Source organism: Pseudomonas sp. 05N434, assembly GCF_056396965.1.
Window position 1 is genome coordinate 1 of sequence record NZ_JBFTMK010000051.1, and the last position, 14,520, is coordinate 14,520.

At 59.6% G+C, this 14,520-nt stretch carries 10 protein-coding genes; 7 read left to right on the forward strand and 3 right to left on the reverse strand.

Annotated features, from left to right (window positions below; all coding sequences use genetic code 11):
* Positions 1-223 precede the first annotated feature (223 nt).
* Positions 224-805 (forward strand): PadR family transcriptional regulator, encoded by a 582-nt coding sequence (locus AC1DLB_RS05720; RefSeq protein WP_064616276.1) that lies wholly within the window; start codon positions 224-226, stop codon positions 803-805.
* A complete protein-coding gene (locus AC1DLB_RS05725) occupies positions 802-1,593 on the forward strand; it encodes a siderophore-interacting protein (protein WP_064616274.1) in 792 nt (263 codons plus the stop codon). The genes AC1DLB_RS05720 and AC1DLB_RS05725 overlap by 4 nt, the downstream gene beginning before the upstream one ends.
* 175 nt (positions 1,594-1,768) lie before the next feature.
* Here AC1DLB_RS05725 and AC1DLB_RS05730 read toward each other — a convergent pair whose 3' ends face one another.
* The 3 genes from AC1DLB_RS05730 to AC1DLB_RS05740 all read right to left on the reverse strand — a co-directional run bounded on the left by AC1DLB_RS05730 (position 1,769) and on the right by AC1DLB_RS05740 (position 4,195).
* Positions 1,769-2,413, reverse strand: coding sequence for a Pr6Pr family membrane protein (locus AC1DLB_RS05730; protein ID WP_477744512.1), 645 nt, complete (start codon positions 2,411-2,413; stop codon positions 1,769-1,771).
* 2 nt (positions 2,414-2,415) lie between these two features.
* Positions 2,416-2,646 carry a VF530 family protein gene (locus tag AC1DLB_RS05735; RefSeq protein ID WP_018926655.1) on the reverse strand — a complete coding sequence of 77 codons (231 nt, stop codon included), beginning with the start codon at positions 2,644-2,646 and terminating at the stop codon, positions 2,416-2,418.
* A 160-nt stretch (positions 2,647-2,806) separates the two neighbouring features.
* Positions 2,807-4,195, reverse strand: a complete 1,389-nt coding sequence (locus tag AC1DLB_RS05740; protein ID WP_477744511.1) for an aminotransferase-like domain-containing protein — start codon at positions 4,193-4,195, stop codon at positions 2,807-2,809.
* Positions 4,196-4,543: 348 nt separating this feature from the next.
* Here AC1DLB_RS05740 and AC1DLB_RS05745 point away from each other — a divergent pair, with 348 nt between their 5' ends.
* The 5 genes from AC1DLB_RS05745 (at position 4,544) to lon (ending at position 13,974) form a co-directional block, all read left to right on the forward strand.
* Positions 4,544-5,749 carry a benzoate/H(+) symporter BenE family transporter gene (locus AC1DLB_RS05745; protein WP_086946069.1) on the forward strand — a complete coding sequence of 402 codons (1,206 nt, stop codon included), beginning with the start codon at positions 4,544-4,546 and terminating at the stop codon, positions 5,747-5,749.
* Between the two features lie 139 nt (positions 5,750-5,888).
* The gene (gene glyA, locus AC1DLB_RS05750; RefSeq protein ID WP_477744510.1) at positions 5,889-7,127 is read left to right on the forward strand and encodes a serine hydroxymethyltransferase; all 1,239 of its coding nucleotides are present in this window, start codon (positions 5,889-5,891) and stop codon (positions 7,125-7,127) included.
* Positions 7,128-7,370: 243 nt separating this feature from the next.
* Positions 7,371-8,753 carry a carbohydrate porin gene (locus AC1DLB_RS05755; RefSeq protein ID WP_477744509.1) on the forward strand — a complete coding sequence of 461 codons (1,383 nt, stop codon included), beginning with the start codon at positions 7,371-7,373 and terminating at the stop codon, positions 8,751-8,753.
* 150 nt (positions 8,754-8,903) lie between these two features.
* A complete protein-coding gene (locus AC1DLB_RS05760) occupies positions 8,904-11,312 on the forward strand; it encodes a glucose/quinate/shikimate family membrane-bound PQQ-dependent dehydrogenase (protein ID WP_064616269.1) in 2,409 nt (802 codons plus the stop codon).
* 244 nt (positions 11,313-11,556) lie between these two features.
* On the forward strand, positions 11,557-13,974 hold the full coding sequence (gene lon / locus AC1DLB_RS05765; RefSeq protein ID WP_192351670.1) for an endopeptidase La: 2,418 nt from the start codon (positions 11,557-11,559) through the stop codon (positions 13,972-13,974).
* Positions 13,975-14,520 lie beyond the last annotated feature (546 nt).

Below are 14,520 nucleotides of genomic sequence, written 5' to 3' on the forward strand. Positions count from 1 at the left end.
ATACTACTGTTCGCACACGAATAGACCAGCACTAAACGGAAGAACTTCATAATTAGTTCAATTACTCTAAAAATCAAACCTTCGTAGCATCCTCGTCACTCCCGTGCGCTCCCCACTCGCGCCTTTCCCCAAGCCCTCCAGTCTCGACCGTTGGTCAAAAACGCTTGCGCCAGCCTAAAGATATATCTTAAGTTGTATCTAAACACGACGAGAGAAAGCAAAAATGAGAGACCATCATTCCCCCCACCGCGAACACGGCGACGGCCGCGACGGCTTCGAGAAACGCCCGGGTCCCGGCCGCGAGCGCGGCGGTCGCGGCCCACGCGTATTCGCCCCTGGCGACCTGAAATTGCTGCTGCTGGCGCTGATCGCCGAGCAGCCGTGCCACGGCTATGACCTGATCCGCCAGATCGAAAGCATGTTCGACGGCGCCTACAGCCCCAGCCCTGGCGTGATCTACCCGACCCTGACCTTCCTTGAAGAAAGCGAATTGATCCTGGGCGACGCCGAGGGTGGCAAAAAACGCTACAGCATCACCGACGCCGGACGTCTGTCATTAAGCGAGCAGGCGATTGCCCTGGACGGTGTGCGCATGCGCATCGAAGTCAGCAAGCGCTCATTGCGCGGCCAGGACCGCCCGGCCGAGATCCATGAAGCGGTGCACAACCTGCGTCATGCCTTGCAAATGCACCATGGTCGCTGGAGCCCGGAAGAAATCCTGCGGGTGCGCGACCTGCTCAACAACACGGCCAAAGCCATCGTCGACGGCCCCACCGTTCAACCCGTTTCGGAGAAAGTCGAATGACCGACGTTATCGTGCCATCCCAAACCATTCACCGTGTCAGCCACGAGATCAAACGCCGTCGCCTGCAAGTGCTGCGGGTGGTCGACCTGACGCCGCGCATGCGCAGGATCACCCTGGGCGGCCCGGAACTCGCAGGCTTCGTCAGCCTCGGCACGGATGACCACGTCAAACTGTTGTTCCCGCAAAACGCAGCGGAACAGGCAGCGCTGGAAACCCTGGTACTCGGCGCCGGCAAGGACAACGGGCCGATGCCCGCAATGCGCGACTACACGCCCCGTCGTTACGACCTGGACACGCTGGAACTGGACATCGACTTCGTGCTGCACGGCGACGGCCCTGCCTCAACCTGGGCCGAGCAGGCCAAACCCGGCCAATTCCTGCACATCGGCGGGCCGCGTGGCTCGATGATCGTGCCGGACATCTTCGACAGCTACCTGCTGATCGGCGACGAAACCGCCCTGCCCGCCATCGCCCGCCGCCTCGAAGGCCTGGCGGCCAATCGGCGCGCACTGGTGATCGTGGAAGTGGAAAACGGCGCCGAACAACAACGCCTGGAAAGCGCCGCGCAGGTCGATGTGATCTGGGTGCTGCGTGAAGGCGGCAGAAATAACCTGCTGACCACCGTGCAACAGATCAAAGTGCCCGCTGGAAATCTGTATGCGTGGGTGGCGACCGAAACCAAAGTGTCGCGGCAGATCCGCCGGGCATTGCTCGATGAGCACGGGCTGGACGAGCAGTTTGTGAAGGCTGTCGGTTACTGGCGGCTGGAAGACAGCGACGAGGAATAACCGCTGTGCATGCTTTCTGTGGCGAGGGGGCTTGCCCCCGTTGCGTCGCGCAGCGGCGCTAAAACCTGCAACGGAGTTTTAACCGGCACAGCGTATTTGCTGATTTTGCGACTGCTTCGCAGCCGAACGGGGGCAAGCCCCCTCGCCACAAAAGCTCCCTCGCCACAGTCAGTGTTCACTTGCGATCCGTGCGCCACCGATCCAACCCGATCACCAGCAGTGAAATCAGCACAAACCCCGCCAACAATCCTCCGGCATTCACGAACACCTGTGGATAACCCAGCTTGTCGACATCAATGAACGGGTAGGGATAAACCGCCAGCAGATGCCCGCGCCACAACGTATAGCCGAAGTACACCAGCGGATAGATTACCCACAACGCAATGTGCCGCAGCCGCAACGTCCCCTTGGGTACACAGAACCACCAATAAACCAGGAACAGCAGCGGCATGACGTCATGCATCAGCTCATCGGCCAGCCATTGCCAGCCTTCGGGATGCCATAAATGGCGCAACAACAGGCTGTACGCCACGCCGACCACCGCGATACTCACCGCAATGGCACTGCTCACCCACGGCTGCAAAAACCAGCGTCGCGCCGCCGACTCGCGAGACGTCAGTTCACAGGTCAGCACCACCGCCACCAGCGTATTGGTCAGCACCGTGAAAAAGCTGAAAAAACTCACCAGCCCGCCCAGCAGGCTGGCCGCGATACTCCAGCGGGCATAGAGAATCAGGTACATCTGAATGCTCAAGCCTGCCCAGCCCAGAATCGCCGCCACGGCCACACAACGACGCCTCGCGATCGAGGGTATGACCATGCTCAGACCGGGCGCTTGGTGCGCATCAGTTTCACGTACAGACGCTCGACCTTCTCCCGCGCCCACGGAGTTTTGCGCAAAAAGGTCAGGCTCGACTTGATGCTTGGGTCGCTCTTGAAGCAGCGGATATCGATACGCTCGGCCAGCCCCGACCACTCGTAGTGCGCAACCAGGGCGTTGAGGATTTGCTCCAGCGTCACGCCGTGCAGGGGATCAGGGTTGTGTTCGGTCATGCCGGGCCTTCGAACGATGAAAGGATGGGGAGCCGCGCACCTTAACGGAGGCTTTCGTCCGGTGGAAGGGCTCCGGACAGAGGCATTCGTCAGAGACTGAATTAACTGTAGGTGAGTTGGCCATCATCCGAGGGACAAACGTCAGGAGATAGCACCCGGCTCAGTAATAACGACGCGGGTCCGAATCGATCAGGCTGGCCAGCTTGGTCAGGGCAAACCGCAATTCGTCCTGGCTGGTGGGCGACATCAACACCAGTCGCACGCAGCGCGTAATGCCGTTACGCTCGGCCTGGAACTGGGTACCGCTGAGGACCAGCACACCGTTGGCACGGGCCAGCATGGTGAATTCGTCGCTGGTCCAGGGCTCGGGCAACGTCAACCAGACGTGGTAGGAATACGGCTGGGTCTTGAGCTCGAAATTGGCGAAGATTTCCTGAGCGATCGCCTGCCGCCCGGCGGCCTCGTTGCGCTGAATGCGTATCAGCTTTTTATCCAACCCCTCGGTGATCACGTTGCTGGCCAACTGAGCGGTCAATGGCGACGGCATCCAGACGCTGCTGCGCACCATGGAGGTCAGGCGCGACAGCAGTTTCGGCGGGCTATAGAGATAGCCAATCCGCAAGGCCGGCATGACCGACTTCGACAGACTGGTCAGGTACACCGAACGATCCGGGGCAAACGCCGACAGCGGCTTGATCGACGGGTCGGTGGCCAGAAAACCGTAGATGTCATCGTCCAGGATAATGAAGTCGAACTCCTCGGCCAACGCCGCGATTTGTGCCCGACGTTTTTGCGACATGATCGCCGCCGTCGGATTCTGACAGGTCGCCACACAGACAAGCATCGCCGGTTTCTCACGCTGGCACAGTTCGCGCAGCGCTTCGGGAATGATCCCTTCATCGTCCATTGGCACGCCACGCAGGCGTCGTTCGAGTCCGTGGGCAAGGGAAATGATGCCGGGGTAGCAGAGCTCCTCGCAGAGCACCAGATCACCGGCGTTGGTCAACGCACTCATCGCGACCATCAAACCATGCTGTGCGCCGGCGGTGATCACCACTTGCTGCCATTGTGCATCGGGCAACGAATGGCGCAGCCATTGCGCGCCCGCCTCGCGATGAGCCGGATGACCGCCATCGGGTGCGTAATCGAGGGCATCGGCAAAATCCGTGCTTTTGGCCATGCCCACCAAGGCTCCGCGCAACCAGTATTCCAGGGTTTCGCTGTAAGGCTTGATGATCGAAAGGTCCAGTAACTCAGACTGCCCAAGATTCAGCGAAACGGCACTGTTGCTGGCCGGCAGTTCCAACTGTTTCTGGTTGAGCACATAAGTGCCGCGCCCTACTTCCCCCTGCACCAGACGCCGCCGATGGGCTTCGCTATAGGCACGGCTGATGGTACCGGGCGTGACATTCAGCGTGGTGGCCAGCTCCCGCAGGGTCGGCAGACGATCACCTTCGTTCAACACGCCRTTGCTGATATCGCGCGCCAACGCATCGGCAATCGACAAATACATCGGCTGGTTGAATTCGCTTAGCTGAGGAACCCACATGAATGACCGCTACCATCGTAGAAATGATGAATATCCGAGCATATCACAGGGTGGTCAGGCAACTAATAAATGGACTCAATCAATAAATTGAGTCGATTGATTCGGCGAACGAATCGAAAAGCATCTTTCACGCAAAATATTTTCAAACCAATAAATATATTTACAAATCAATTAGTTATTTAAAAAAAACCTGACAAATACACCTTGATAACCAAAAAGCATCTCGTAACAACTCACCCACCTATTGAATCAACTCAATTCATTCAAATACACTCATCTCGAATCGAAGCAATCGACTCAATCTCAATTCTGAATCACCGCGTGCCCGCCACGCCAAGTCGAGACATCATGGACACTCTCAGAAAGGATCTATCCCTGTCAGCGGTCATTGCAGGCTTCATCGCCGTGATCATTTCGTATGCCGGCCCGCTGATCATCGTGTTTCAGGCGGCCCGGGAAGCGCACCTGCCCAACGATCAAGTGTCGTCCTGGATCTGGGCCATATCCATCGGCAGCGGCATTACCGGTCTGTTGTTGAGCTGGCGTTTGAGGATTCCGGTGATTACGGCATGGTCGACACCGGGTGCGGCGTTGCTGGTGTCGATGCTGCCCACGGTCTCCCTGCCCGAGGCCATCGGCGCCTATGTGGTGGCTTCGGTGATTATCGCGGTGGTCGGCTTGTCCGGTGCGTTCGACAAACTGATGAATCGCCTGCCCAAAGCCATCGCCGCCGCCATGCTCGCCGGCATCCTGTTTCGTTTCGGCGCTGAACTGTTCACCTCGATCAAGCTGCAGCCGAGCATGGTGCTGTCAATGATCGCGGCGTACCTGATCTTCAAACGCTTTTCACCGCGCTACGCCATCCTGTCGGTATTGATTGTCGGCTGCGCCGTGGCCGCCTCGTTCGGTGGACTCAACACAGGTTCGATCACCGTCGATGTCGCTCACCCGATCTTCATTGCCCCGCAGTGGAGCTGGCACGCGATCATCAATATCGGCCTGCCGCTGGCCCTCGTCACCCTGACCGGGCAGTACGTGCCGGGCATGGCGGTGTTGCGCACCTCGGGCTACAACACCCCCGCGCGCTCGATCATTTCGGTCACAGCCATCGGCTCGATTTTGATGGCGCCATTCGGCTCCCATGGCTTAAACCTGGCAGCCATCACCGCCGCTATCTGCACCGGCCGCGAAGCCCATGAAGATCGCGACAAGCGCTACATCGCCGGGATCGCCTGCGGGGTGTTCTACATTCTGATGGGCATCTTCGGCGCGACCCTCGCTTCGGTGTTTTCTGCCTTGCCCAAAGAGCTGATCGCCTCCCTCGCCGGCCTGGCCCTGTTCGGGGCGATCAGCGCCGGGCTGACCGGAGCCATGGCTGACGAGAAACAACGCGAAGCGGCGCTGATCACCTTCCTGGTCACCGCCTCGGGCATGAGTTTCCTGGGGCTGGCCGCTGCATTCTGGGGGCTGATCTTCGGGCTCGTGGCACATTTCGTACTGACCTACACCCGGGAAAGCAAAGCCGGCACCGTCGTCGAGGGCAGCCGACCATGACCGCTCGTTACGACTTCACGGGCAGGGTCTGAAAGACACGTCCATTTTTCTTTCCGACACCAGCAAATCCCAGTCACGGGTGCTGCCGTATCACGCGCCAGCCCCTTGGCTGAGGCACTTATTTAAAGGAATGCCCTCCATGAGCCTGCAGAATCTAGACCCCACCCTCGCTCGCCTGATCGGCCGCGAACGCAACCGCCAGGAAACCCACCTGGAGTTGATCGCCTCGGAAAACTACGTCAGCGAAGAAGTGCTGGAAGCCCAAGGTTCGGTGCTGACCAACAAGTACGCCGAAGGCTACCCAGGCAAGCGCTATTACGGTGGCTGTAAAGTGGTCGACGAGATTGAAAGCCTCGCCATCGAACGTGCCTGCAAACTGTTTGGTAGCGAATATGCCAACGTCCAGCCGCACTCCGGCTCCCAGGCCAACCAGGCCGTGTTTCTCGCTGTGCTCAACCCTGGCGACACGATTCTGGGAATGTCCCTGGCCGATGGCGGCCACTTGACCCATGGCGCCTCGGTAAACTTCTCCGGCAAGTTCTACACCGCCTATTCTTACGGCCTGGAAAAACACAGCGAAACCCTCGACTACGCCGAGATGGAAGCCCTGGCCCGGGAACACCGGCCGAAAATGATCATTGCCGGTGCCTCGGCGTATTCAAGGACCATCGACTTCCAGTGTTTTCGCAACATCTGCGATGAAATCGGGGCGTACCTGATGGTCGACATGGCGCACTACGCCGGACTCATCGCAGCCGGCCTGTACCCCTCGCCGGTCGGCATTGCCGACTTCGTCACCTCGACCACTCATAAAACGCTGCGCGGCCCACGGGGCGGTCTGATCCTGGCCAAACGCGAACATGCGGCGTTGCTCGACAAGACGATATTCCCGGTCTATCAGGGTGGACCTCTGATGCACGTCATCGCCGCCAAGGCCGTAGCGTTCAACGAAGCCCTCGGGGATGAGTTCAAGCACTATCAGCAACGCGTCATCGACAACGCCAGGACCATGGCGAATATCCTTACTCGACGCGGCCTGCGGGTGGTGTCAGGGGGCACCGACTGCCACATGTTCCTGCTCGATCTGCGCGCGAAGAACATCACCGGAAAAGATGCCGAGGCGTTGCTCGAGAGCGCCCACATCACCTTGAACAAGAACGCGATCCCCGACGATCCGCAAAAACCTGCGATCACCAGCGGCATCCGCATTGGCACACCCGCCCTGACCACGCGGGGCTTCGGTGAAGCCGAATGCGCCGAAGTGGCCAACCTGATTGCCGACCTGCTTGAGCAACCGACCAATGCGGCACTGCTGGACAATGTCCGTCGACGGGTGATGCATTTGTGTGAATGCTTCCCGGTCTATCTGTTGAATTAACGGCCCTGAAACATAGCGAGGCGGACTATTCAGTCCGCCTTTTTTTTGCGCCACCTGGCACCGCGGCGACCGGTCGCAGCCGACTGTTACCAAATCCGAAATGATCCATGTCAGTAAAAGCCCTTTCTCAATGTGTTACAGAACATTATCCTTACGCCCGTCCAGCTGAAACGCTTCTCCCCTGCTGCATTCCTGCTGCGTTCAGCGCATCCCCTTTAGAAAAAGATCAAGAATTCCTTCTCTATGCCTGATTTTCAAACTCCGCGAGACAGCGCTGTCTCACCCGCTGTGTCCAGCCGAAAAGCCCTGAAGCTGATCAGCGGGTTCACCGCGCTGGGCCTCGCCACTTGCACCCAGGCCGCGCCAGCCTTCGATAGCGACTCGTCATGGATGCTGGGTGACTGGAACGGCACTCGCACCGAACTTTCGGAAAAAGGCTACGACTTCAAAGTCGATTACACCGGTGAAATGGGCAGCAATTTGCACGGCGGCTACGACCATGACCGTACCGCGCGCTACAGCGATCAGTTTGCCTTGGGCACTCACCTGGACTTGCAGAAGATTCTGGGTTGGGACGACGCTGAATTTCAGCTGACCATCACCGAACGCAATGGCAACAACATCAGCAACGACCGGATCAACGACCCGCGTGTCGGCGGTTTCACCTCGGCGCAAGAAGTCTGGGGCCGTGGCCAGACCTGGCGTCTGACGCAGATGTGGTATCAGCAGAAATTCTTCGACCAGAAGCTCGACATCAAGGTCGGCCGCTTCGGCGAGGGTGAAGACTTCAACAGCTTCCCCTGCGACTTCCAGAACCTGGCGTTCTGCGGCTCCCAGGTCGGTAACTGGGTCGGTGGCATCTGGTACAACTGGCCCGTCAGCCAGTGGGCCATGCGCGTCAAATATCACCTGACGCCCGAGCTTTACGCACAAGTCGGGGCTTACGAGCAAAACCCGTCCAATCTGGATCGCGGCAACGGTTTCAAGCTCAGCGGCAGCGGCACTCAGGGCGCAATCCTGCCGGTAGAACTGGTCTGGACCCCGAAGCTCAATGGCCTGCCGGGTGAATACCGCGCCGGTTACTACTACAGCAGCGCCAAGGCCAGCGACGTTTATAAGGACGGCAATGGCCAGCCGGCCGCCCTGAGCGGCGAGGCTTACCGCAGTGCATCGAGCAAACATGGCGTATGGCTCGGTATTCAGCAGCAACTGACCAGCCGCGCCAGCGACAATTCACGCGGCCTGAGTGTGTTCGCCAACGCCACGATGCACGACAAGAAGACCAACGCCATCGACAACTATGTCCAGGCCGGTGTCGTCTACAAAGGCCTGTTCGATGCCCGCGCCAAAGACGATATCGGCTTCGCGCTGGCCCGTGTCCACGTCAACCCGGCCTACCGCAAGAACGCCGAGGCCACCAACCAGGCCCGCGCCGCCTTCGACTTCGACGATCCGTCGTTCCTGCCCCCGCAAGACACCGAATACAGCAGCGAGCTCTATTACGGCGTGCACGTCACCAACTGGCTGACCGTGCGCCCGAACCTGCAATACATCCGCCACCCCGGTGGCGTGGACAAGGTCGACGACGCGCTGATTGGCGGGATCAAGATCCAGTCATCGTTCTGATCAAACGCATAAAACCTGTGGGAACTGGCAAGCCTGCTCCCATCAGGACCGCATCAACCAAACACTTTTTCGATGAACCATGCCCGCGCCAGATCGTCATCTACAGTGAACTTGCGCGGCACTACTTAAAACGTCACGGAGAACCACACTATGAGCACTGATGGTGCTTTGAGTCGAAGCCGTTTATTGCCGACCCTGCTCGGCATTCTGCTTCTACTAATGGGCCTGGCCTTGCTGGCCGGGGGGATCAAGCTGAGCATGCTCGGCGGCTCGCTGTATTACCTGCTGGCCGGTATCGGCCTGATGGTAGCCGGTGGGCTGCTGCTGGCCGACCGTTATGCGGCGCTGAGCGTGTACGCTATGGTGCTGTTCGCCAGTACCGTCTGGGCACTGTGGGAAGTCGGTCTGGACTGGTGGCAACTGGTGCCGCGTCTGGCGCTGCTCTTTACCCTCGGCATCGTCATGCTGCTGCCATGGTTTCGTCGCCCGTTGCGTCGCGGCGACTTCAACCCGGTCGGCACCGGTGTGCTGAGTGCTGCCGTGGTCATCGCCGGTATCGCCGCGCTGGCCAGCCTGTTCACCAACCCTGGTGAAATCAAAGGCCAACTGGACCGTGACGCTGTGCCTGGCATGAGCAACACCGCCCCGGCCATGCCGGATGGCGACTGGAACTCCTACGGCCGCAGTGCCCATGGCGATCGCTACTCGCCACTGGCGCAAATCACCCCGCAGAACGTCAGCAAACTGGTTCCCGCCTGGACGTTCCGCACCGGTGACCTGCCTGGCCCGAACGACCCGGGCGAAACCACCGCCGAAAACACCCCGCTCAAAGCCAACGGCATGCTCTATGTCTGCACGCCGCACAGCCAGGTAATCGCACTGGACCCGGACACCGGCAAGGAAATCTGGCGTTTCGATCCGAAGCTCTCCACGCAGAACGCGGCGAACTTCAAGGGTTGGGCGCACATGACCTGCCGTGGCGTGACCTATCACGATGATGCCGCCTACGCGTCCGAGCAGAGCCCGACCGGCACTGCCAACGCGCCAGTGACCAGCGTCTGCCCGCGCCGGATCTTCCTGCCGACCGCCGACACCCGCCTGATCGCCCTGAACGCCGACACCGGCAAGATGTGCGAAGACTTCGGTAACGGTGGCCAGGTCGACCTGACCGCCAACATCGGCAGCTTCACCCCTGGTGGTTACTACTCCACTTCGCCACCGGCGGTCACCAAAGACCTGGTGGTGATTGGCGGCCACGTCACCGACAACGTTTCCACCGACGAGCCAAGCGGCGTCATCCGCGCGTTCGACGTGCACACCGGCAAACTGGTGTGGAACTGGGACAGCGGCAATCCGGACGACACCACGCCGATTGCCGAAGGCAAGGTCTACACCCGCAACTCACCGAACATGTGGTCCATGTTCGCCGTCGACGAAAAACTCGGCATGCTCTACCTGCCGATGGGCAACCAGACCCCGGATCAGTTCGGTGGCGCGCGTACCCCTGAATCGGAACTGCACTCCGCCGGCCTGACCGCGCTGGACATCGCCACCGGCAAAGTGCGCTGGCACTTCCAGTTCACTCACCATGACCTGTGGGACATGGACGTCGGTGGCCAGCCAACCCTGATGGACCTGAAAACCGCAGACGGTGTGAAACCGGCGGTGCTCGCGTCCACCAAGCAAGGCAGCATCTACGTGCTGGACCGCAGCAACGGCCAACCGATCGTGCCGATCAATGAAATCCCGGTACCGCAAGGCGCGGTGGAAGGCGACCACACTTCGCCGACCCAACCGATGTCCGACCTGAACTTCGTGCCGCCGACCCTCAAGGAACGCGACATGTGGGGTGTGACCCCGTTCGATCAGATGCTGTGCCGGATCGACTTCAAATCCCTGCGTTACGATGGCATGTTCACGCCGCCGTCGCTGCAAGGCTCGATCGTTTATCCGGGTAACTTCGGCGTGTTCGACTGGGGCGGCATGTCGGTTGACCCGGTGCGTCAGATTGCTTTCGTGAACCCGAGCTACATGGCGTTCAAATCGAAACTGATCCCGGCCGCCGAAATCGCCAAACAAGGCCCTCGCGTCAGCGAAACCCAAGGCGTACAGCCCAACAAAGGCGCGCCATACGGCGTGATCCTCGAAGCCCTGCTGTCGCCAATGGGCCTGCCGTGCCAGGCACCGGCGTGGGGTTACGTGGCGGCGGTCGACCTGACCACCCACAAAACCATCTGGAAGCACAAGAACGGCACCGTGCGCGACAGCTCGCCGGTTCCGATCCCTCTGAGCATGGGCGTACCGAGCCTGGGCGGGACCTTCACCACTGCCGGTGGCGTTGCCTTCCTGAGCGGCACCCTCGACCAGTACCTGCGCGCCTACGACGTGAAAAACGGCAAGCAGCTGTGGGAAGGCCGCCTGCCAGCCGGCGCGCAAACCACACCGATGACCTACACCGGCAAGGACGGCAAGCAATACGTGCTCGTTGTTGCGGGTGGTCACGGCTCGTTGGGCACCAAGCAAGGTGACTATGTGATTGCGTACAAACTGTCGGAATAAGCGGTAGCGGCAGTTAAAACAAAGGCGACGCCCTGTGAGGGGCGTCGCCTTTTTTTGTGGGCGCTGCAATCCCCGCCATCCCCAAAATCCCWGTAGGGCGGCGTGCATCTTTTGATCTGGCTTTTGACCTTGATCCACCCGCACCTGTCAAAACCCTGAACACACACTCTGAAATAGCCAGGGCCATTGAAACCACCCCCCACCTGCCCCATCTAAGATCCATACCCTATTGCGCAGGTGCCCCATGACCGACCAGCAAGAATTCCCTGAAGACCCGAGCGAATACGCCGAAACAGACAAAAACGAACACCCTTCAACCGGCAAAGGCCTCACCCTGCCTGGCCAGAACCTGCCGGACAAGGTCTACATCATCCCGATCCACAACCGGCCTTTCTTCCCGGCGCAAGTGCTGCCGGTGATCGTCAACGAAGAGCCGTGGGCCGAGACTCTCGAACTGGTGAGCCAGTCCGACCACCATTCCCTGGCCCTGTTCTTCATGGACGCCCCCCAGGACAACCCGCGCCATTTCGATACCAAAGCCCTGCCGGAATACGGCACGCTGGTCAAAGTCCATCATGCCAGCCGCGAAAACGGCAAACTGCAATTCGTCGCCCAGGGCCTGACCCGGGTGCGCATCAAAACCTGGCTCAAGCACCATCGCCCACCGTACCTGGTGGAAGTCGAATACCCGCACCAGCCCACCGAGCCGACCGACGAGGTCAAGGCCTACGGCATGGCGCTGATCAATGCGATCAAGGAGCTGCTGCCGCTGAACCCGCTGTACAGCGAAGAGTTGAAAAACTACCTCAACCGCTTCAGCCCCAACGATCCGTCGCCCCTGACCGACTTCGCCGCCGCCCTGACCTCGGCCACGGGCAGCGAGTTGCAAGAAGTGCTCGACTGCGTGCCGATGCTCAAGCGCATGGAAAAAGTCCTGCCGATGCTGCGCAAGGAAGTCGAAGTCGCGCGCTTGCAGAAAGAGATTTCCGCTGAAGTTAATCGCAAGATTGGCGAACATCAGCGCGAGTTCTTCCTCAAGGAACAACTCAAGGTCATCCAGCAAGAGCTGGGGCTGACCAAGGACGATCGCAGCGCCGACATCGAACAGTTCGAGCAACGCCTGACGGGCAAGGTGTTGTCGCCCCAGGCGCAGAAACGCATCGTTGAGGAAATGAACAAACTGTCGATCCTCGAAACCGGATCGCCGGAATACGCGGTGACCCGCAACTACCTCGATTGGGCGACTTCGGTGCCGTGGGGCGTGTATGGCGAGGACAAACTCGACCTCAAGCATGCGCGCAAGGTGCTGGACAAACACCACGCCGGCCTCGACGACATCAAGGACCGCATCCTCGAGTTCCTCGCAGTCGGTGCCTATAAAGGCGAGATCAGCGGCTCCATCGTGTTGCTGGTGGGCCCGCCGGGCGTGGGCAAGACCAGCGTTGGTAAATCCATCGCCGAATCCCTCGGTCGACCGTTCTACCGCTTCAGCGTTGGCGGCATGCGTGACGAAGCCGAGATCAAGGGCCATCGCCGCACCTACATCGGCGCACAACCGGGCAAACTCGTCCAGGCGTTGAAAGACGTCGAAGTGATGAACCCGGTGATCATGCTCGACGAGATCGACAAGATGGGCCAGAGCTACCAGGGCGACCCGGCCTCGGCGCTGCTGGAAACCCTCGACCCGGAACAGAACGTCGAATTCCTCGACCATTACCTGGACTTGCGCCTGGACCTGTCGAAAGTGCTATTCGTCTGCACCGCCAACACCCTGGACTCGATCCCCAGCCCGTTGCTGGACCGGATGGAAGTGATTCGCCTGTCGGGTTACATCACCGAAGAAAAAGTTGCCATCGCCAAGCGTCACCTGTGGCCGAAACAGCTGGAAAAGGCCGGCGTATCCAAAGGCAACTTGAGCATTAGCGACACTGCATTGAGGGCCTTGATCGACGGCTATGCCCGTGAGGCCGGAGTCCGTCAGCTGGAGAAAAACCTCGGCAAACTGGTGCGCAAAGCGGTGATGAAACTGCTCGATGAACCGAAAGCCGTCATCAAACTCGGCCCCAAAGACCTGGAAGCCTCACTCGGCCGCCCGGTGTTCCGCAACGAGCAAGTGCTGTCCGGCGTCGGCGTGATCACCGGGCTGGCCTGGACCAGCATGGGCGGCGCGACCCTGCCGATCGAAGCCACGCGCATCCACACCCTCAACCGAGGCTTCAAACTTACCGGGCAACTGGGGGACGTGATGAAAGAGTCGGCGGAAATCGCCTACAGCTACGTCAGCTCCCATCTGAAGCAATTCGGTGGTGACCCGACATTCTTCGATGAAGCCTTCGTCCACCTCCACGTACCGGAAGGCGCAACGCCGAAAGACGGCCCGAGCGCCGGCGTGACCATGGCCAGTGCCCTGCTTTCGCTCGCCCGTAACCAGCCACCGAAAAAAGGCGTAGCCATGACCGGTGAACTAACGCTGACCGGGCATGTACTGCCGATTGGCGGCGTGCGCGAAAAAGTCATCGCAGCGCGTCGGCAGAAGATCAATGAACTGATTTTGCCGGAGCCTAATCGGGGTAATTTCGAAGAGTTGCCGGAATACCTGAAAGAAGGGATTACCGTGCACTTTGCCAAGCGCTTCGCGGATGTGGCGAAGATATTGTTCTGAGCCGTCACCTGATCGTTTCCATGGGTTGGGAATAATCAGACTCAACAAAAAGCCCGCTGACCTTTTAAGGGGGCAGCGGGCTTTTCATTTGTGCTACGTCTGCGGATCTAGATTATCGAGCACGCGGTTGATCATCGACTATCAAGCTCGCCTCCACGAATGCTGTCTCAAAAACTCACGAAACTGAGTTCTGAATACAATATTCCGATCATTTGACTCAGTTTCAAACGATTCTGAGACAAGCGAGCTGCCGCAAGCTGCGATCTTTTGATCTTGAAAACCAACGTCAAAAGATTGCACCCGCCATGGACTGATCGGCTGTCAGGCCGCCTTCGCGGGCAAGTCGGATCGCCGCACCGCTCCCCCCTACGATGGAGCGGCGTACACCCGCCAAACTACAGGCCGAGCGTTAGCTCGCCTGCCGCTTTTGATCTTGATTCACCCGCCCCTTCGGGAGGCTGAGTGGAGGTGTTCATCTGGGGATTGGCGCGCAGCGCCGTTCGACGCAGTCGAACACATCGCATGTAGGTTGAAGCGAAGCCAACC

Excerpts from the sequence above, each read along its gene's own strand:
- AC1DLB_RS05730 (WP_477744512.1), bottom strand. The coding sequence starts at position 2,413 with ATGGTCATACCCTCGATCGCGAGGCGTCGTTGTGTGGCCGTGGCGGCG.
- AC1DLB_RS05725 (WP_064616274.1), top strand. The coding sequence starts at position 802 with ATGACCGACGTTATCGTGCCATCCCAAACCATTCACCGTGTCAGCCAC.
- AC1DLB_RS05745 (WP_086946069.1), top strand. The coding sequence starts at position 4,544 with ATGGACACTCTCAGAAAGGATCTATCCCTGTCAGCGGTCATTGCAGGC.
- glyA (WP_477744510.1), top strand. The coding sequence starts at position 5,889 with ATGAGCCTGCAGAATCTAGACCCCACCCTCGCTCGCCTGATCGGCCGC.
- lon (WP_192351670.1), top strand. The coding sequence starts at position 11,557 with ATGACCGACCAGCAAGAATTCCCTGAAGACCCGAGCGAATACGCCGAA.
- AC1DLB_RS05755 (WP_477744509.1), top strand. The coding sequence starts at position 7,371 with ATGCCTGATTTTCAAACTCCGCGAGACAGCGCTGTCTCACCCGCTGTG.
- AC1DLB_RS05735 (WP_018926655.1), bottom strand. The coding sequence starts at position 2,646 with ATGACCGAACACAACCCTGATCCCCTGCACGGCGTGACGCTGGAGCAA.
- AC1DLB_RS05760 (WP_064616269.1), top strand. The coding sequence starts at position 8,904 with ATGAGCACTGATGGTGCTTTGAGTCGAAGCCGTTTATTGCCGACCCTG.
- AC1DLB_RS05720 (WP_064616276.1), top strand. The coding sequence starts at position 224 with ATGAGAGACCATCATTCCCCCCACCGCGAACACGGCGACGGCCGCGAC.